The sequence below is a fragment of the Intestinimonas sp. MSJ-38 genome, from assembly GCF_018917925.1.
Taxonomy (GTDB): Bacteria; Bacillota; Clostridia; order Oscillospirales; family Butyricicoccaceae; genus Pseudobutyricicoccus.
In genome coordinates this window covers 26,992-44,793 of sequence record NZ_JAHLPO010000011.1, presented here as the reverse complement: position 1 = coordinate 44,793, position 17,802 = coordinate 26,992, and the positions used below count along the sequence as shown (strand labels likewise).

Genomic DNA, 17,802 nt, shown 5'->3' with positions numbered 1-17,802 from the left:
GAAGAAGGGAATTTGACATGAATATAGTCTATCTGATCGGTATGCTGCTGGCCATTTTCTTTGTGCTGTTCGGCATCATGGTGGATTTCAAGGCTCCCACGCCGGTGGATGTGGGACAGCTGGGGCTGTTTTTTGACCCGGCCAGTATGCTGATCGTGGTGGGCGGCACTCTGGCGGTGGTCATTGCCTGTTATCCCAAACAGGTGACTTCCATCCTCAAGCATTTCAGCATTATGCTGAAGGCCAAAGCCTTCAATCCGGAAAAATATATTGATGAGCTGGTGGAACTGGCTCAGATCGCCCGGAAAAATGGCCTTCTGGCTCTGGAAGAAAAGGCCAGCACCCAGACCGATCCCTTCTTTAAGCAGGCCATTATGCTCATCGTGGACGCCACCGATCCGGATCGGGTGAAAAGCATCCTTATGAATGATATCGAACAGACATCTGCCCGCCATCAGGATGTCATCGCCATGTATGAACGGGGCTCCGGTGCGGCGCCGGCTTTTGGTATGATCGGCACATTGGTGGGTCTTGTGAAAATGCTTTACAGCCTGGATGGCGCTGATATGAGCGGCCTTGGCCCCAACATGGGTGTGGCGCTGATCACCACCTTCTATGGCTCCTTTATGGCCCATGTGATTTTCAACCCCATCGCCACCAATTTGTCGGCCCGGGATGAGGAGGAGATCATTTGTCGGGAGATCATCCTGGAAGGTATCATGGCGATTCAGTCCGGCGAAAACCCCAAATTCCTGCGGGAGCGGCTTCTGACCTTTATGAAGCAGAAGCAGCGGGATAAAGAAGGCGGAAAACAGCGGGGAGAAGAAGAATAGTCGCATTTTTTAAAAATGCGTACCCAGGAAGAGGGAGCCAATGATGAAAAAGAAAAAAGGCGGCGGTGGTGGCGCCAACTGGATGGATACCTACGGCGATATGGTCACATTGCTGTTGTGTTTCTTCGTCATGCTGTACTCCATGTCCAGAGTGGATGAAAGCAAATGGGCTGCCCTGGTGGCGTCGTTCAACGGTATGACTGTGGATGAGCCGTCCCAGGTGGTGGTGGACGGTGCGCTCACCGATACGCCGGTGGAGGGCCTTCCCTCCGGCCTGACCCAGGATATGGTGGACGAAAGCCTGGAACAGCTTTATCTGTCGATATCACAATCGGTCAGGGAAAGCGGCCTGGATGATATGGTCAGCGTCACAAAAGGCAGCGGCTATGTGTTCGTGTCCTTTGATGATGCGGTCTTTTTCGACGGCAACAGCTATGAGCTGCGGGATGAGGGCAAGGTTGTGCTGGATGATGTGGCAAAGCCCTTGGCGGAAGCCAGCCAGTCCATCAATGAGGTACGGGTGCTGGGGCATACGGCGCAGGCCGATCCCAACCGGCAGAACTATGTGGATTATGACCGGTTCCTGGCCTCCAACCGGGCCACGGTGGTGACCATTTATCTTCAGGAGAAAAATGTAATTGATCCTGCCAGACTGATCAGCGTAGGCTATGGGCAATGGCGGCCGGTCTTCAGCAACGACACACCGGAGGGACAGGCACACAACCGCCGGGTGGAGCTGGTCATCAGCGGTTTGAATCTGGAAAGCGAAGAAGGAGACAGCGTCAGCCGGTATTACACCATGCGGGATGGCGCAAGTCAATAGGAACAAGCCACTGAACAAGATGATACAGAATAACCAGGAGCGTGTACCCCTATAAACCAGCAGGCTCCCCCCCAGGAGGTGCGAAGATGGCAGAAGTTCTGTCACAAAGCCAAATTGATGCATTGCTCAACGCTGCACGCAGCGGTGAGATGGATCTAACGGCGTCAAGCGAGAAAGCCGCCGAGAAAAAATATCGAAAATACGATTTTTACAGCCCACGAAAATTCACCAAAGACCGGCTGAAAATGCTCAGCGGTATCTTTGAAAATTATACACGGATCATCAATTCCCGGATCAATGGCCTTCTGCATACCACCTGTGATATTCAGGTGGAGTCGGCGGAAGAGCAGCGGTATTATGAATTTTCCAACGCCTTGTCGGAAGGGGATGTGCTCTCCCTGGCCAGCGTGACCATCGATGGGGAAGAGCCCATGGAATCACCCCCCATCCTCTTCCATTTCACCACCACCCTGATGCTCAGCATGATGGATCGGCTCATGGGCGGCAATGGCGATCTGGGTGGCAAAATATCCAGCGGATACAGCATGACCAATCTGGAGCTGCGGCTTTATGAGAGCATGGTGAAGGATATGATCCAGGCTCTGGGTGGCAGCTGGGAAAACTACATCGATCTGGAGTTTCAATTCCGCCGCTCGGAAACCAATCCCACTTTGGTGCAGCTGATTGGCTTGGACGAAACGGTGGTGATTGTGGGAATCAATATTAACTTTTCCAACATCACCGGCCAGATGAACATTTGTCTGCCGGGTATGACTCTCACCAATATCTTCACCAAGATCGCCTCCATCAATCAGGCCGGCCGCAGCGGCAGAGAAGACAATGCCGATGAGATCATGGATATCCTCCGCACCTCCGACCTGGAGATCGTGGCCGAACTGGGCAAAACCACCTTGCAGCTGCAGGATATCTATCATCTCCATGTGGGCGATGTGATCGACCTGGGCCGTAATGCGCAGGAACCGGTGCAGCTTTATGTGGAAGGGCAGCCGTGGTTCAGCGGCAAAATGGGTCTGGAAAACAACAATGTGGCCATTAAGGTGTTGGAAACCTACGACAATCAGGGAAGAAGGGAAAAATAAGGGCTATGGAGCAAAATGTGTTTAACGCCATGGAGCTGGACGCCATTGGCGAAGTGATGAATATCAGTTTGGGTTCCTCAGCCACGGCGGTATCCAATCTGCTGGACCACCGGGTGGATATCACCACCCCGTCGGTATCGGTGGTGCCGGTGGAGGAATTCAGCATTGGAGATCTGGAGCCGGCCATCGCCATTGAGATCAAATATGTATCCGGCCTGGAAGGCAGCAACATCATGCTGCTCAAACGGGAGGATGTGAAGGTGATCGTGGATATCCTCATGGGCGGCGAAACCCCGGATGAGGAATTCGAGATCAATGAGCTGACCATCAGCGCCGTCTGCGAGGTCATGAACCAGATGATGGGCGCAGCGTCCACGGCGTTGTCCGATTTCCTGGGGCGCTCGGTGAATATCTCCACCCCCCAGTCCTTCACCCTGGATGATATCAAGCAATTCAAAGAGGATCATTTCAAGACATCCGATGGGATGCTGGTGGTCGTCCGGTTCACATTGAGCATTGAAAATATGCTGAACAGTGAGTTCGTCAATGTGATGTCGGTGGATCTGGCCAGGGAACTGCTGGGCGGCTTTGGTATGGATATCAGCAGCTTATCCAGTGAACCGGCCCCGGCCCCGGCTTCCGAACCGGCCCCGGCTCCCGAACCGGCACCGGCCCCGGCGGCATCTTCCGGCGATGGCGGGAAGATGAGCCAGGAGGAAATCGAGCGGCTGATGGGCGGCATGAGCGCATCGGCTCCGGCTCCCGAACCGGCACCGGCCCCGGCGGCATCTTCCGGCGATGGCGGGAAGATGAGCCAGGAGGAAATCGAGCGGCTGATGGGCGGCATGAGCGCACCGGTTCCGGCTCCGGCTTCCGAACCGACTCCGGCCCCGGCGGCATCTTCCGGCGATAGCGGGAAGATGAGCCAGGAGGAGATCGAGCGGTTGATGGGCGGCATGAGTGCACCGGCCCCAGCTCCTGCTCCGGCGGCCCCGGCTCCGGCCCCGACACCGGCGGCCCCGGCGCAGCAGCCGGCCATGCAGGCCCAGCCCATGCAGGGCATGATGCCCCAGCAAATGCCGGCGGGATATCCTGGAGTCATGCCGGGGATGATGCCTCAGCAGATGCCGATGCAGCAGCCTATGTATTATCAGCCGGACCCCAAGGTGGTCAATGCAAAGCCGTTGTCTTTGCCCACTTTGGATCTTTCCAAAGAGCTGGGAGAAGAGCAGGCACAGAACCTGGAACTGATCATGTCGGTACCTTTGGAGGTATCGGTGGAGATCGGCCGGACCCGCCGGAAGGTGGAAGATGTGCTCACATTCTCCAAGGGGTCGCTGGTGGTGCTGGATAAGCTGGCCGGTGACCAGGTGGACCTGTTTGTCAACGGGCTGTGTGTGGCCCGGGGCGATGTGGTGGTGATCGACGACAATTTCGGCGTGCGCATCACCGAAGTGTTGAAACAGCCGGGCCTGATGGATCTGGCGAAAAAACTCTAAGCGATCCAAGCAAAAAACGACATAGAAAAGGATGGGAAAAATGGCCAAGATTCTGATTGTGGACGATGCCGCTTTTATGCGCAAGGTGATCCGGGATATGCTGGCGAAGAACGGTTACGACGATGTGACCGAAGCGGTGGACGGCAAGGATGCCGTGGAGAAGTATTTTGAGATCAAGCCCAATCTGGTGCTGATGGATATCACCATGCCCAACATGGACGGATTGGAGGCGCTGAAAGCCATCCGCTCCAAGGACGACAAGGCCAATGTGGTCATGTGCTCCGCCATGGGCCAGGAGGCCATGGTGGTGGAGGCCGTGCAGGCCGGTATCAAGGACTTTATCGTCAAGCCCTTTAAGGAGGACCGGCTGATGAAGGCGGTCAACACCATTCTGGGTAACGGCTGATTCTATGCTGCAGCAGATTTTGGGATTGCTCTGGTCCTTGGTGATGATCGGAGCGATCCTGGTGCTGGCTTATCTGTGTACCCGCTTTGTGGCGTCCCGGGGAGTGGGGGAGCGGTTTTACCGGGGCAACCTGATCACGGTGCTGGAAAAGGTGCCGGTGGGAAGAGACCAGAAGCTTCTTCTGGTCAAGTTGGGGGAAGAGTATTATTTCCTGGGGGCCGGGCCCTCGGGCATCACCTGCCTGGGACAAGTTCCAAAGCAGACGGTAGAAGAGTGGGAAAAGGCAAAAAAAGACCAGCCGTCGCCCATGTCCTTCCGCCAGTCGCTGGAGCAGGTGATCAAGCAGCGGAAGGACAAGGGAGGGCACTAGGGCGTGGATGCTTTGATCAATGTAAACGGCGAACAGGTACAGGCCCTTCAGATCCTCTTTATAACCACTCTGCTCACCCTCTTGCCCTCCATGGTCATTATGATGACCTCCTTTACCCGGTATGTGATCTCCTTTTCCTTTCTGCGTTCGGCCATGGGCCTGCAGCAGAATCCGCCCAATATGGTGCTGGTGGGTATGGCGTTGTTTCTGACCTTGTTCACCATGTCCCCTGTGGTGGATGAGATCAATGAGCAGGCCTATAAGCCTTATTCCGCCGGGGAGATCACCCAGGAGGAGTTTCTCCAGCGGGCGGAAAAGCCCCTGAAGGAGTTTATGGCCAGGCAGACGGAAACCAGTTCTCTGGAGCTGTTCTGCGATCTGGCCCAGGTGGAAGCGCCGGAGGAGGAAAGCCAGATCGATGAGCTGCCTCTGCGGCTTTTGGTGCCCGCCTTTGTCACCAGCGAGCTGAAGCGGGCTTTCATGATCGGTTTTTATCTGTATCTGCCCTTTGTGCTCATTGATGTGGTGGTGGCCTCCACCCTCATGTCCATGGGTATGATCATGCTGCCGCCTTCCATGATCTCCATGCCCTTCAAGCTCTTGCTTTTCATCTCGCTCAACGGTTGGGAACTGCTGTTTTCCACCCTGGTGCGAGGATTCAATTAGGGCCTATGGCAGCAATCAAACCGGAAGGAGGGTGAGGCATGGAAGTGGTGGATATCCTGCGGGAAGGGATCGGCGTGGCGCTGAAAATCGGCGGCCCGCTGCTGATTTTGAGTATGGCCGTGGGCATACTGGTGGCCATTTTCCAGGCGGTCACCCAGATCCATGAACAGTCCCTTTCCTTTATTTTGAAACTGATCGTGGTGGTGCTGGTGCTGCTGATAGGCGGCGGATGGATGCTGGAGACCCTTTTGGAGTTTTCCCGGTATTTGTTCACGCTGATGTAAGGGCGGAAATATGATAGATTGGCAACAACTTTTCCTCTTCGAACTGATCCTCATGCGCATGAGCGGGTTCATTCTCTTTAACCCATTGCTGGGGCGGAACAACCTGCCGGGAACGGTGAAGGCCGGGCTCATTATGGTGCTTTCAGTGAGTGTTTTCGGTTTGGAGCCTGCTTTGACCGTGGAAGCACCCAGCAACATCATCGTCTTTGCCCTGATCATGTGCAAGGAACTGGGCGTAGGATTTGTGCTGGGATTTGTGATGCGGCTGTTTTTTATGGTGGTCCAGGTGGGAGGCGAGATCATCGACACCCAGATGGGCATGACCATGGCACAGATCTACGACGCGGGAAACCAGTCCAACATGACGGTGAGTGCGTCGCTGCTCAATATTCTGCTGGTACTCAATTTCTTCGGGGAAAACGGCCACTACACCCTGATGCGCCTGCTGGAAAGCTCAGGAGAGCTGCTTCCTTATGGTGCGGCGGTGTTCGGTCAGGCCACGGCCTCCTATGTGGCGGAATTGTTTTTCACCTGCATGATACTGGCTGTCAAACTGGCACTGCCCATTTTGGCAGCGGAAGTGCTGGGGGAAATCGGCATGGGCATTCTGATGAAGGCCATTCCCCAGATCAATGCATTTGTCATCAACATGGAGTTGAAAGTCATCATCGGCCTTGTGCTGCTGTTTGTGTTCTTGACTCCTTTCAACGAATTTCTGCTTCAGGCAGAAGCCCAGATGCTCACCGAGATGGAGCAGGCGGTGCGTCTTTTGGGAACAGGCGGTTAGATCCCTTTTCCAAGGGGCTGAGGAGGTGAGGGGGCTTGGCCGACAGTTCCAAAACGGAAAAAGCCACGCCAAAAAAACGGCGTGACGAACGAAAAAAAGGCAACATCTTCTTTAGTAACGACGCTGTTTCCGTGATGGTGCTGCTGGTAAGCTTTTGGGTGATCCGGCTGACGGCCTCCGGGACCGTGGATCAGCTGGAGAGCTTTTTCCGGTATTGCATGGGCCTGGCCACCGGCGGAACCGGAGCCATGCCCCCCGAACAGGGAGGAAACCTCCTTTATCAGCTGCTGCTGGTGTTTGTGAAAACGGCGGGGCCGATTCTGGCCACGGCGGCGCTGGTGGGGGTGGCCGTCACCTTCTTCCAGACCAAAATGCTCATTTCCGGCGAATCCCTGAAACCAAAGTGGAGCCGCCTCAATCCCCTTCAGGGAGTCAAGCGGCTGTTTTCTTTGCGCAGCATCATCGAAGCCCTGAAAGGGCTACTGAAGATCTTTCTGCTGCTGCTTCTGATCTATCGTTTTATCTCCGGCGCACTGCTTTCTTTCACCAAGTATCTGGGCGCCGATCTCCCCGGTGCCTGCGGCCATCTGTTTGACGAGAGTTTTCAAATGGTCAATCAGATCATGATCGCCTATATCGTTTTGGCCGGGGCCGATATTTTCTATCAGTGGTGGGATTACGAACGGCAGATCAAAATGTCCAAGCAGGAGATCAAGGAAGAATACAAACAGATGGAAGGCGACCCTCAGGTCAAAGGCAAGATCAAGGAACTGCAGCGGCGGATGGCTCAATCCCGCATGATGCAGCAGGTGCCTCAGGCCGATGTGGTCATCAAAAACCCCACCCATTTTGCCGTGGCTCTGCGCTATCGGCCCGATGTGGACGAAGCACCGGTGGTCCTGGCCAAAGGGCAGGATCATCTGGCGCTGCGGATCATCAAGATGGCGGAGGAACACCAGGTGACGGTAATGGAAAATGTGCCGTTGGCCCGGGCTCTTTATGCCTCCACAGAACTGAACCGGCCCATTCCCCCGGAGTTTTACAACGCGGTGGCCGAGGTGCTGGTGTATATCTATCGTATGGATTCCTCCCTGAAACAGGGCGGGAAGTAGGAGCCAGTAAACTATGAAACGAATACTCAATAGCGCCATATCGTTGATGGTGGTGGTCATCGTATTGTTTTTGGTGATCCCGCTGCCCACATTTATGCTGGATGTGCTTATCATCATCAACATCTCCCTGTCCATTATGATCCTGATGATCACCATGAACATCGGGGAAGCGCTGGAGTTTTCCATATTTCCATCCCTTTTGCTGATCACAACTCTGTTCCGGTTGGGACTGAATGTGTCCTCCACCCGGTTGATTCTTTCCAACGGCGGCAATGCCGGCGTTGTGATCAAATCTTTTGGTCAGCTGATTACCCAGGGCAATATCGTCATCGGCGTGCTGATCTTCCTGATCATCGTGCTGGTGCAGTTTATCGTTATTACCAAAGGCGCCGAGCGCGTCTCCGAAGTGGCGGCCCGGTTCACCCTGGACGCCATGCCCGGCAAACAGATGGCCATTGACGCCGACCTCAGCTCCGGCCTGATCGACGAAAAGGAAGCCCGTCTCCGCCGGTACAAGATCCAGAAGGAAGCCGATTTCTACGGCGCCATGGACGGCGCTACCAAGATCGTCAAGGGCGATGCGGTGATGTCCCTGATTATCACCGTCATCAACTTTGCGGCCGGTCTGATCATTGGTATCGTTCAGGGCGGCGGCGACTTTGCCACCGTGCTCAATGTGTACTCCATTGCCACCATCGGTGACGGCCTGGTCTCCCAGCTGCCGGCCCTGATGATCTCCACTGCCACCGGTATGATCGTCACCCGGTCGGTGTCCGACGGCAGCCTGAACACCGATGTGGTGGGTCAGTTCAAGGCCCAGCCCCGGGCGATTCTGTCCACCGGTGTGATTCTGGTGCTGCTGGGATTCATCCCCGGTTCTCCCACTGTGCCGCTGGTGCTGGTGGGCAGTGCCTTGGGTGCCGGAGGGTATGTGGGCAGTAAGCGCATGGAGCAGAAAAAGCAGGCCGAGGAAGCGGCGCCGGAAGAACTACCGGCTCCCACCGAAGTCCAGGCCCCCAGCGAAGCCGACTATTTCAAAGACATCAACAATGTGTATTCCCTCCTGGCTATCGAGCCCATTGAAATGGAGTTTGGATACAGTCTGATCCCGCTGGTGGATGAGCACAGCGGCGGAAAGCTTATCAGCCGCATCGTCATTTTCCGCCGGCAATATGCCCAGGACATGGGATTTGTCATCCCCTCGATCCGCCTTCACGACGGGGCCTCCCTGGGTACCAACCAATATGTCATCAAGATCCGTGGCGAGCAGGTGACCAGCGGTGAGATCCTGGTGGATTACTACCTGGCTCTGGAACCCGCCTCTCCCGGCGGTGAGATCGACGGCATCGAGACGGTGGAACCGGCCTACGGCATCCCCTCCCGGTGGATCTTGCCGGAGAACAAGGAAATGGCGGAGATCTATGGCTATACCGTCATCTCCCCCCTCACCGTGATGCTCACCCATTTGTCGGAAACCATCAAGAGCCACGCCCACGAGCTGCTCAACCGCAGCGAGACCATGCAGCTGGTGGAGAACCTGAAAAAGACCGAGCCGGAGCTGGTAAACGACGCCATCCCCAATGTGGTCACTTATGCCAATCTGGAAAAGATCCTTCGTTCTTTGCTGCGGGAGGGCATTCCCATCAAAGACCTGAGCACCATTCTGGAGACCATTGTAGACGCCGGTTCCACCACCAGGGATATGGATATGATCACCGAGCAGGTCCGGGGTGCGCTCAGCCGTACCATTACCCGGAAGTTCTGCCAGAACGGCCAGCTGCGGGTGGTGACTCTGGATGCCGATGTGGAAACCAAGATCCTGGCCGCCTTGACCAAAAACGATCACGGCGTCTATCTGGCCCTCAGTCCGGATATCATGCAGCAGATCATTACCCAGCTGGGTGAGCTGCGCAAAAAGTTCAACGAGCTATCTCAAACTCCCATTTTGCTCACAAGCCAGGTGATCCGGGTGTATGTGAGCCGGATGGTTTCTCAGTTTTATCCCGATATGTATGTGCTCTCCTTTAATGAGATCACCAGCAATGTGCAGATACAGGCCATTGGCAATGTTTCTCTGGGGGCTCAGCCCAAGCAGGCCTGAGAAGCGATGAGAGAGGACGGTGACGGGCATGCATCAGAAAAACGAAGAAGGGCTCAGCCCGGCATCGGCCGGGAAAACAAAGCAGGAACTGGATCAGATGAACAACGAAGAGCTGATGGCTCTTTACAAGCAGACCGGGGACAATGACATCAAATGGGCCCTGGCCATGCGCTTTCAGGAGCCCCTCCGCCGCATTGCCATGCGCACCTGCGGTGCGTATGGAGGAATGAATCAGCTGGAAGATGTGATCCACGAAGGGCTGCTGACGCTACTCAATGCCATGGATCGCTTTGATCCGGAAAAGGGCGTCAAGCTGGAGACCTATGTGGCCAAGCGGTTGCGAGGGATCGTCATCGATCTGGGGCGAAAGCAGGACTGGATGCCCCGGCAGCTGCGTCAGAAATCCAGCCGGATCAATCGGGCGGAAGAAGAACTGTCCATGACCCTGGGACGGGAGCCCACAGACCGGGAGGTGGCCGAACATCTGGGACTTTCCCTGGAGGAATACGAAAAAGATCTATCGGATACGGCGGGAGCCAATCTGGTGTCCTTTGAGATGCTGCTGGACGCTTACGGCAATGTGTCGGGAAGGATGCTGGAGAGGAGCAATTACGAAGACCCGCCGGAGGAGATGTGGAGGGAAAAGGAGCTGCGGGCCGCCCTGGTCCAGGGGATTCAGCAGCTCCGGCCCAATGAGCAGATGGTGCTCTCCCTCTATTATGAAAAAGAATTGACGATGAAAGAAATCGCTCAGGTGTTGGGCGTCAGCCCGCCCCGGGTTTCTCAGATCCACAGCCACGCCATCCAGCGGCTGCGCGTATCGCTGAAAGAACAGTTGGAGCAGTAAAGATCAGCACAGGAAAGGATCGGAAACAATGACCAAGGGATTTTACAATCTGACCTCCGGGATACTTTCCCAGAGTCGCCGGCTGGATACGGTGGGCAACAACATGACCAACATCACCACCCCCGGTTACAAGCAGGAGATCTACACCGACACCACCTTTGACGAGGTGCTCATCAGCCGCATCGGCAACAAGGACAAACGGGATTCCATACCTCTGGGGCAGGAAAGCTATATTCTGGCCCCCAGTGAGCTGTATGTGGATTACCAGCAGGGGATATTGGAGGAGACTGGCCAGACATTTGATTTCGCCATCCAGGGCAATGGTTTTTTCGCCATCCAAACGGCAAACGGTGTGGAATACACCTGCAATGGCCGGTTTGTGCTGGATGAGGAAGGCTACTTGTGCCTGCCGGAGCACGGAAGAGTGCTGGGGACGGACGGCGCACCCATCCAGGTGATGAGCGACAACGTCCGGGCAGACAATTATGGTCAGATCTCTTATGCCGATGGCAGCGGTGCTGTGGGACGGCTGGGGGTCTTTACCTTCCCGGACACCGCTCAGCTGGTGAAGAATGAAAGCGGTTTGTTTGGCACAGGAGGCCAGCAGCCTACCTTGGCCAATGAACCGGTGCTTTGGGGCTATGTGGAAAATTCCAATGTGGATATGATCCAGGAGATGAGCCGTATGATGACCGCCCAGCGGGCTCTGCAAAGTGCGGCCCAGGTGCTGGGGATCTATGATGAGATCCTCACCAAGGCCACCACAGAAGTAGGCAGAATGTAAGGAAAGGGGAGAGCGGGCGATGATTCAGGCATTTTACAGCGGCGCCATCGGGGCGCAGCAGCAGATGAAAAAAATGGAGATCCAGGGCAACAACATTGCCAATGTGAACACCTATGGATATAAAAATGAGCAGCCGGCTTTCGGCACATTGATGTACGGCATGGTCAACGGCGTGGACGGGGCGCAGCTGCCCAAGGGCAGCGGGGCCGCGGTGCTGTCGGCGGTGAATGATTACCGAGAAGGGACTCCGGAAGAGACCGGGAAAAGCCAGGATTATGCCATTGTGGGCCGTGGATTCTTTGGACTGTATGATCCAGCCACCGGCGAAGTGTCCTATACCCGGGACGGTTCCTTTGCTCTGGGCTCCTTCCAGGAGCCCGATGCAAACGGCGTGCTCCAGCAGGTCTTTTATCTCACCGATGGAGAGGGCCGTCAGGTGCTGAATGTGGAAGGCTATCCCATCCGGGTCACCGATCCTTCGGCAGAGCAGCCGGTGGGTGTCTTTGAGATCCAGTACCAGGATGGGCTGCTTCATGCCGGAAGCGGAAGATTCCTCACCAGCGAGGAAAGCGGCCAGGTGTATCTGTCCGCCTCGGAAGTGCGCCGGGGCTGGCTGGAAACTTCCAACACTGATTTGGCCGGAGAGCTGGGAAAGGTGATCGAAGCCCAGCGGGCTTACAGCTATGCTCTGCGGATGGTCACCACCGCCGATGAGGTGGAGACCACCATCAACAATCTGGCCAACTAACAGACAGGGAGGCACACTGTGAAAGGTTTTAATGAACTCAACGGCCTTGAACTGGATACGCTGCGGGAGATCGGCAGCATCGGCACCGGTAATGCGGCCAATGCCCTGTCCAGTATGTTGGGCTGCAAGGTGACGATTGAAGTGCCCGAAGTGAAGATCATGGGCTATAACGAGGCCATCGACTGGATCGGCGGCCCGGAAACCGTGACGGCGGGGGTGCTGGCCCGCCTGGAAGGGGAAATCAATGGCATTATTTTGTCCATTCAGCACATGGAGTTTATCAACTTGGTTCTGCAGCATATGATAGGAAATGGAGTGGAGGATTACCAGTATCTGACGGAACTGGAGATCTCAGCTCTTCTGGAAGTGGGAAATATCATGATTTCCGCCTTTGCTAATGCCATGGCCGGTTTGACCGATATGAAGATCCGCCTCACCGTTCCCGCTTTTGCTGTGGATATGCAGGGGGCGATCATCGCGGTGCCCATGGCGGAATTCGGCGGTCAGTCCGATTACATTATGACCATCGGCGCCGACTTCATCTGCAACGGGCGGAAGGTGCCCTGCCGCATTCTTCTGTCTCCGGATGTGCGATCTTTGAATTTCCTGCTGAAAAAGCTGGGGGTATTGGATGAAGGATAAGCTGGTAGTTGGCATCGCCGATATGAAGATGACTCAACACAGCGGAGAATTGATTACCTATGCGTTGGGTTCCTGTATCGGCATCTGCCTGTATGACCCTGCGATTAAATTGGCGGCGCTGGTTCATATCATGCTGCCCATCAACATGGAGACCGGCCGCAGTTCCCCCATGAAATATGCCGATACCGGCATCCGGGAGACTGTGCGGCGGATGGAACAGCTGGGGGCCAGACGAAACCGGATCGTGGCCAAAATTGCCGGAGGGGCAAAGATGTTTGAAACCTCCGGAGGTGCACTGGGCAATATCGGGCAGCGAAACATTGAGAGCGTTCATATGGTGCTGCGGCGGGAGATGATCCGCCTGGCCAAGGAGGATGTGGGCGGCAAGGCGGCCCGCACCCTGAGTTTCGACGCCGCCACCGGCATGGGCCTGGTGCGCAGCTATGGCAGCCCGGAACGAATTTTGTAACTTAAAATTGTATTGATATGGAAGCGGGGGATCGATGTCATGGAAAAGGAAAAAAACGGAATCTTGTTGGAATCGGGAACCAATGAGATCGAGATCATGGAGTTTACCATTGACGGGAATCTGTATGGAATCAATGTGGCCAAAGTCCGGGAGATCATGATGGCGGAAAAGGTGCATCCTATGCCCCATTCCCATCCGGCGGTGGAAGGGATCTTCAAGCCCCGGGATACCGTTATCACAGTGGTCAACCTGCCCAAGTACCTGGCCCGCCGGGATGTGGAGAGCCGGGATAAGGAACTGTTTATCATCACCAATTTCAACAAGATGTTCATCGCTTTCCGGGTACATACCGTGGTGGGCATCAGCCGGATCTCCTGGGAAGACATCCAGAAGCCGGACAACACCGTTTCCGGCGGACCCGACGGAGTGGCCACCGGCATTGCCCAATGCGATGGAGAATTGGTGACCATTCTGGACTTTGAGAAGATCGTGGCGGAGATCGCCCCTCAGACCACCATCCAGATCAGCGAAGTGGAAGCCCTGGGCCGCCGGGAACGGAGCGAGTGCCCCATTTGGATCGCGGAGGATTCCATCCTCTTGTCCCGCATGATCCAGGAATCTTTGCAGAAGGCCGGTTATGTGAATCTGCGCTCCTTCCCCAATGGGGCGGAGCTGTGGGATGCGCTGCAGGAGTGCAAAAACTCTCCCAATTTGAATCAGCAGGTGGCTTTGATCATCACCGATCTGGAAATGCCCCAGATGGATGGCCACCGGCTTACCAAGCTGATCAAAACAGACGATGTGCTCAAGAAGATCCCCCTGGTGATCTTTTCCTCGCTGGTTACCCAGGAAATGTATATCAAGGGCAAGCAGCTGGGGGCAGATGAGCAGCTGAGCAAACCGGAGATCGGCCATCTGATCGGTGTGATCGACCACCTGCTGGGCCGGGAGGATGCAGAAAAGGGGAATAGAGCATGAGCGGCAAATATATTGTGCGGCAGCCTATCAAGGATAAGGACAACAAAATCATCGGTTATGAGATTCAGTACCATGGGGAAAATCAGGCTTTCGGCGGGGATAAAGGCCCGGCCAACAATGATTTTGCCGCCGCCGATACCATTTATAACTTTCTCACCCAAAACACCGAAAAGGTGCTGCGGGGCACGCTGAACTTTATGACCTTCACCACCACGCTGCTGATGAAAAAGACGCCGCGTCTGTTTCATAAAGACGAGCTGGTGATCCAGATCGATGACAGCGTCATCATCCATCCTCTGGCCATGCACATTGTGCAGCAGTATGTAAAAGAGGGCTATAAAGTGGCGGTGAACGAATTCCAGTTTGCCCCCCGGTATCTGGCCCTGCTGGACAGCATCGACTACATCAAGCTCAGCCTGGGCAGTATGTCCATGATGACTTTGAAAAATGTTGTGGACATTGCCCACAGCATGGATAAACAGTGCATTGCTATGGGCATTGACAACGAGGAGCTGTATCAGAAAGCGATCAAGCTGGGTGTGGATGCCATGGAGGGTACCTATGTGGCGGCCAAGCTCACCACCCAGGCTCACAGCAGCGGATATCTGCAAAGTAACTTCTTCCGCCTGATCATGGCCATCAGCGCCGAAGAGCCGGACATCACAGAGATCGAGAAGATCATCTCGGTGGATGCCACATTGACCTATGGCCTTTTGAAAATGGTCAATTCCTGCTATTTCGCTCTGCGGCACGAGGTAACCACCGTGCAGCAGGCCATCGTCATTATGGGTCTCGGCGAGCTGCGCCAGTGGGCTTACCTGCTCAGCGCCAGCAATGCGGAAAATCAGATCGAAGAAGGGGCAGAGGAATTTCTGCGTATGTCCTTCATGCGGGCCAATTTCTGCAGCAATCTGATGAATTACGCCAAGAATATGCCCATTTCCAAGCCCGATGCCTATATGATGGGTATGTTCTCCACCCTCAATTACCTCATCGATGCTCCTATGGAGGATATTCTGAACCAGATTCCCCTGCGGCAAGAGGTGAAGGACGCTCTGATGAAAGGAGAAGGCCGGTGCGGTATGCTCTATCAGCTGGCTCTCAGCTATGAGCAGGCCGACTGGGGCAAGATCGATAAACTGGCCGAAGAACTGGGCATTCCCACCAACCTGCTGACCAGCCTGTATTTCAATTGCATGGAAGAGGTCAACCGGGTGTGGAGTGAGATCACAAAACCGGCGCCCCAGATCGCCAAGGAAGGCGAAGAGGGCAAACAGGAAGAAAAGAAATAAGTTTTTTACATAAACAAACAGCGCGGAAGAAAATCTCTTCCGCGCTGTTTGTGTTTCAAGAAGCAATCAATCAGTAATCAATCAGTGAGTTTCCTGTTCCAGTCCGGGGATTTTTCCATGGCGGGGAGCTTCCATCACCTGTTTGCAGGCGTGAATCACCTGAGCGGTGACATCGCTGTCGAATTTGGCCTGGTAGAAACTCATCATGGGTGTGTATGTGCTTCCTTCCAGTACCACATATTTGGGAGGGAGGTGGGAAAGGGCCAAGGCCTTCACATCGGCCAGACACCGGGGACACTCACACAAGTGGAACATACGCACATATTTCAGCAGTTTTTCTTCCACCAGCGGGAGCATCACATTGACAAAGCGGGATTCATCGGGCAGGATTTCTTCCGGCTTGATCAAAGCGGCTTCTTCCGGGGTGGGCAATTTGTTTGAGATAGGTTCCTCTGCGGGGGCAGGCTCTTTCACAGGAGCTGGCTCCTCCGCAGGAGCAGATTCTTCTATGGGAGCTGGCTCTTCTATGGGGGCCGGTGCTTCCGTAGGGGTCGACTCTTCCACAAGGACCGGTGCTTCTATGGGAGCGGGTTCTTCTGCAGGAGCCGATTCTTTCACGGGGACCGGTGCTTCTATGGGAGCGGGTTCTTCTGCAGGAGCCGATTCTTTCACGGGGATCGGTGCTTCTGTGGGAGCCGATCCTTCTACAGGGGCAGGTTCTTCCACAGGAGTGGGCTCTTCCGCAGGAGCACCTTCGGATTCATCCAGCGCCAAGGCGCCTTCCAAAGCCTCCCGGATGGTTTCTTCCAAGGCTTCATTGTTGGCCCGGGCCACCTCCAGTACAGGTGGGGTGAGACGGCGTTCTTCCCGCGGGGGCGCATCGTGATGGGGGACAGTGCTTCCCTCGGGAGCTGATGTGGGAAGAGTTTCCTCCGGCGCTTTTTCATTTGCAGCTTGCTTTGCAGGCTGCTGAGGTTCCGGAGTGGATGGATGGGAGAGCAGGTTGAGAACATGGTCGGTTTTGCTGCTCCGGCTGCCTTTTCTGGGGGCCATCAGCGCACCTCCTCAGCAGAAGACTCGCCCAGGATCTCCTGGCACAGAGCTTCAAAATCCATGGCGGGCTTGGAGCGAGGAGCGTAGTCCATGATGCTCACCCCGTGGGCCGGTGCTTCGGCAGCCGATACGCTGCTGCGGATCTTCGTCTGGAAGACTTTGGTTTGGAGCTGGGCGGCGATCTGTTGGGCCAGCTCCAGCATTTCCCGGCTGAGATTCAGCCGGGCATTAAACCGGTTGAGCAGAATGCCCAGCACCTGGAGCCGGGAGTTGTAATAATTGCGCACGCTTTCAATGGTTTCTTTAATCTGAGACACACCCAGTAGACTGAGCACCTCCGGGGCCATGGGAATGATCAGACTGTCCGAGGCCACATAGGCATTGACCGTCAGGATATTCAAGGCAGGAGGGGTATCGATGACAATATAATCATATTGGTCCTGGATCTTGGAAAGGGCAGCTTTGAGGAGAAATTCCCGGCCGGGCTTGTTGAATTCCAGTTCGGCAGCGGATAACAGGATGTTGGAAGGCAGAATGTCACAGGTATCGGTTTGGCGGATCACCTCTTCCGGCTGGGCCGCCCCACGGAAAATATCATAGACTGTAGCACAGTGCTCAATATCCAGCCCCAGGCTGAACCCCAAACTGCCCTGGGGATCTAAATCCACGCCCAGAACCCGGGCCCCCCGCTGGTGGAGGCAGGAAAGCAAAGCGGCACAGACGGTGGTTTTTCCCACACCGCCTTTTTGATTGGTAATGGCTGTGATTTTGGTGGGCATAGCCCTTTCGCTCCCTTCGCATCCTTCGGCCAATAAAAAATTGGCCCGCGCCAAAAGAAAATACCCTGCGGGCCCTTAATTTTTCGCCGGAATAGGACGATATATCAAGTGAAAAAGAATAAACTTTTGTGGTTTTTCCACATTTATTTTACCGAATCACCGTTCATTTGTCAATCAGACGCCGGTATGGGGAGAATCATTCATCTTCCGGCGGCCATGTAAAGGAGTG

Annotated in this window: 20 protein-coding genes; 18 read left to right on the top strand and 2 right to left on the bottom strand. The window is 55.1% G+C overall.

Translation table 11 applies throughout. From position 1 onward, the window contains the following. The first annotated feature begins 17 nt into the window (after nucleotides 1-17). The 18 genes from KQI26_RS08455 (at nucleotide 18) to KQI26_RS08370 (ending at nucleotide 15,741) form a co-directional block, all read left to right on the top strand. Nucleotides 18-833, top strand: coding sequence for a motility protein A (locus KQI26_RS08455; RefSeq protein WP_118747233.1), 816 nt, complete (start codon nucleotides 18-20; stop codon nucleotides 831-833). 40 nt (nucleotides 834-873) lie between these two features. Further along, entirely contained in the window at nucleotides 874-1,656 is a 783-nt protein-coding gene (locus tag KQI26_RS08450) for a flagellar motor protein MotB (RefSeq protein ID WP_253292753.1), read from the top strand. A gap of 86 nt (nucleotides 1,657-1,742) precedes the next feature. Continuing rightward, on the top strand, nucleotides 1,743-2,756 hold the full coding sequence (gene fliM, locus KQI26_RS08445; RefSeq protein ID WP_216504073.1) for a flagellar motor switch protein FliM: 1,014 nt from the start codon (nucleotides 1,743-1,745) through the stop codon (nucleotides 2,754-2,756). Between the two features lie 5 nt (nucleotides 2,757-2,761). Then, nucleotides 2,762-4,255, top strand: a complete 1,494-nt coding sequence (gene fliN / locus KQI26_RS08440; protein ID WP_216504072.1) for a flagellar motor switch protein FliN — start codon at nucleotides 2,762-2,764, stop codon at nucleotides 4,253-4,255. Nucleotides 4,256-4,295: 40 nt separating this feature from the next. Then, on the top strand, nucleotides 4,296-4,661 hold the full coding sequence (locus tag KQI26_RS08435) for a response regulator (protein ID WP_118747230.1): 366 nt from the start codon (nucleotides 4,296-4,298) through the stop codon (nucleotides 4,659-4,661). 4 nt (nucleotides 4,662-4,665) lie between these two features. Then, nucleotides 4,666-5,031 carry a flagellar biosynthetic protein FliO gene (locus KQI26_RS08430; RefSeq protein WP_118747229.1) on the top strand — a complete coding sequence of 122 codons (366 nt, stop codon included), beginning with the start codon at nucleotides 4,666-4,668 and terminating at the stop codon, nucleotides 5,029-5,031. A 3-nt stretch (nucleotides 5,032-5,034) separates the two neighbouring features. After that, complete coding sequence (gene fliP / locus KQI26_RS08425; protein WP_118747228.1) at nucleotides 5,035-5,697, top strand: flagellar type III secretion system pore protein FliP; 663 nt, start codon at nucleotides 5,035-5,037, stop codon at nucleotides 5,695-5,697. Nucleotides 5,698-5,735: 38 nt separating this feature from the next. After that, nucleotides 5,736-5,981 (top strand): flagellar biosynthetic protein FliQ, encoded by a 246-nt coding sequence (locus tag KQI26_RS08420; RefSeq protein WP_216504071.1) that lies wholly within the window; start codon nucleotides 5,736-5,738, stop codon nucleotides 5,979-5,981. 10 nt (nucleotides 5,982-5,991) lie between these two features. Beyond that, entirely contained in the window at nucleotides 5,992-6,768 is a 777-nt protein-coding gene (locus tag KQI26_RS08415; RefSeq protein WP_216504070.1) for a flagellar biosynthetic protein FliR, read from the top strand. Between the two features lie 35 nt (nucleotides 6,769-6,803). Then, nucleotides 6,804-7,880: a flagellar biosynthesis protein FlhB gene (flhB, locus tag KQI26_RS08410; protein WP_216504069.1), complete on the top strand. Its 1,077-nt coding sequence runs from the start codon at nucleotides 6,804-6,806 to the stop codon at nucleotides 7,878-7,880. A 13-nt stretch (nucleotides 7,881-7,893) separates the two neighbouring features. Then, nucleotides 7,894-9,981 (top strand): flagellar biosynthesis protein FlhA, encoded by a 2,088-nt coding sequence (gene flhA / locus KQI26_RS08405; protein ID WP_216504068.1) that lies wholly within the window; start codon nucleotides 7,894-7,896, stop codon nucleotides 9,979-9,981. A gap of 28 nt (nucleotides 9,982-10,009) precedes the next feature. After that, nucleotides 10,010-10,828, top strand: a complete 819-nt coding sequence (locus KQI26_RS08400; protein ID WP_118747224.1) for a sigma-70 family RNA polymerase sigma factor — start codon at nucleotides 10,010-10,012, stop codon at nucleotides 10,826-10,828. A gap of 28 nt (nucleotides 10,829-10,856) precedes the next feature. Then, nucleotides 10,857-11,612 (top strand): flagellar hook-basal body protein, encoded by a 756-nt coding sequence (locus tag KQI26_RS08395; RefSeq protein WP_216504067.1) that lies wholly within the window; start codon nucleotides 10,857-10,859, stop codon nucleotides 11,610-11,612. A 19-nt stretch (nucleotides 11,613-11,631) separates the two neighbouring features. Then, nucleotides 11,632-12,360 (top strand): flagellar hook-basal body protein, encoded by a 729-nt coding sequence (locus tag KQI26_RS08390; RefSeq protein WP_118747222.1) that lies wholly within the window; start codon nucleotides 11,632-11,634, stop codon nucleotides 12,358-12,360. Between the two features lie 18 nt (nucleotides 12,361-12,378). Further along, complete coding sequence (locus KQI26_RS08385) at nucleotides 12,379-13,002, top strand: chemotaxis protein CheC (protein ID WP_118747221.1); 624 nt, start codon at nucleotides 12,379-12,381, stop codon at nucleotides 13,000-13,002. Continuing rightward, complete coding sequence (locus KQI26_RS08380; RefSeq protein WP_118747220.1) at nucleotides 12,992-13,471, top strand: chemotaxis protein CheD; 480 nt, start codon at nucleotides 12,992-12,994, stop codon at nucleotides 13,469-13,471. Before KQI26_RS08385 ends, KQI26_RS08380 begins: the two co-directional genes overlap by 11 nt. 39 nt (nucleotides 13,472-13,510) lie before the next feature. After that, nucleotides 13,511-14,449: a chemotaxis protein gene (locus KQI26_RS08375; RefSeq protein WP_216504066.1), complete on the top strand. Its 939-nt coding sequence runs from the start codon at nucleotides 13,511-13,513 to the stop codon at nucleotides 14,447-14,449. After that, nucleotides 14,446-15,741, top strand: coding sequence for an EAL and HDOD domain-containing protein (locus tag KQI26_RS08370; RefSeq protein WP_216504065.1), 1,296 nt, complete (start codon nucleotides 14,446-14,448; stop codon nucleotides 15,739-15,741). The genes KQI26_RS08375 and KQI26_RS08370 overlap by 4 nt, the downstream gene beginning before the upstream one ends. 81 nt (nucleotides 15,742-15,822) lie before the next feature. Here KQI26_RS08370 and KQI26_RS08365 read toward each other — a convergent pair whose 3' ends face one another. After that, nucleotides 15,823-16,794: a late competence development ComFB family protein gene (locus KQI26_RS08365; protein WP_216504064.1), complete on the bottom strand. Its 972-nt coding sequence runs from the start codon at nucleotides 16,792-16,794 to the stop codon at nucleotides 15,823-15,825. Further along, on the bottom strand, nucleotides 16,794-17,573 hold the full coding sequence (locus KQI26_RS08360; protein ID WP_216504063.1) for a ParA family protein: 780 nt from the start codon (nucleotides 17,571-17,573) through the stop codon (nucleotides 16,794-16,796). The genes KQI26_RS08365 and KQI26_RS08360 overlap by 1 nt, the downstream gene beginning before the upstream one ends. Nucleotides 17,574-17,802: the final 229 nt, after the last annotated feature.

What these genes read in the sequence shown, in the direction of transcription:
- KQI26_RS08400 (WP_118747224.1), top strand. Translation starts at nt 10,010, where the DNA reads ATGCATCAGAAAAACGAAGAAGGGCTCAGCCCGGCATCGGCCGGGAAA.
- fliN (WP_216504072.1), top strand. Translation starts at nt 2,762, where the DNA reads ATGGAGCAAAATGTGTTTAACGCCATGGAGCTGGACGCCATTGGCGAA.
- KQI26_RS08435 (WP_118747230.1), top strand. Translation starts at nt 4,296, where the DNA reads ATGGCCAAGATTCTGATTGTGGACGATGCCGCTTTTATGCGCAAGGTG.
- KQI26_RS08375 (WP_216504066.1), top strand. Translation starts at nt 13,511, where the DNA reads ATGGAAAAGGAAAAAAACGGAATCTTGTTGGAATCGGGAACCAATGAG.
- KQI26_RS08430 (WP_118747229.1), top strand. Translation starts at nt 4,666, where the DNA reads ATGCTGCAGCAGATTTTGGGATTGCTCTGGTCCTTGGTGATGATCGGA.
- KQI26_RS08415 (WP_216504070.1), top strand. Translation starts at nt 5,992, where the DNA reads ATGATAGATTGGCAACAACTTTTCCTCTTCGAACTGATCCTCATGCGC.
- KQI26_RS08370 (WP_216504065.1), top strand. Translation starts at nt 14,446, where the DNA reads ATGAGCGGCAAATATATTGTGCGGCAGCCTATCAAGGATAAGGACAAC.
- KQI26_RS08380 (WP_118747220.1), top strand. Translation starts at nt 12,992, where the DNA reads ATGAAGGATAAGCTGGTAGTTGGCATCGCCGATATGAAGATGACTCAA.
- flhA (WP_216504068.1), top strand. Translation starts at nt 7,894, where the DNA reads ATGAAACGAATACTCAATAGCGCCATATCGTTGATGGTGGTGGTCATC.
- KQI26_RS08365 (WP_216504064.1), bottom strand. Translation starts at nt 16,794, where the DNA reads ATGGCCCCCAGAAAAGGCAGCCGGAGCAGCAAAACCGACCATGTTCTC.
- KQI26_RS08395 (WP_216504067.1), top strand. Translation starts at nt 10,857, where the DNA reads ATGACCAAGGGATTTTACAATCTGACCTCCGGGATACTTTCCCAGAGT.
- fliM (WP_216504073.1), top strand. Translation starts at nt 1,743, where the DNA reads ATGGCAGAAGTTCTGTCACAAAGCCAAATTGATGCATTGCTCAACGCT.
- KQI26_RS08390 (WP_118747222.1), top strand. Translation starts at nt 11,632, where the DNA reads ATGATTCAGGCATTTTACAGCGGCGCCATCGGGGCGCAGCAGCAGATG.
- KQI26_RS08360 (WP_216504063.1), bottom strand. Translation starts at nt 17,573, where the DNA reads ATGCCCACCAAAATCACAGCCATTACCAATCAAAAAGGCGGTGTGGGA.
- KQI26_RS08450 (WP_253292753.1), top strand. Translation starts at nt 874, where the DNA reads ATGATGAAAAAGAAAAAAGGCGGCGGTGGTGGCGCCAACTGGATGGAT.
- KQI26_RS08420 (WP_216504071.1), top strand. Translation starts at nt 5,736, where the DNA reads ATGGAAGTGGTGGATATCCTGCGGGAAGGGATCGGCGTGGCGCTGAAA.
- KQI26_RS08455 (WP_118747233.1), top strand. Translation starts at nt 18, where the DNA reads ATGAATATAGTCTATCTGATCGGTATGCTGCTGGCCATTTTCTTTGTG.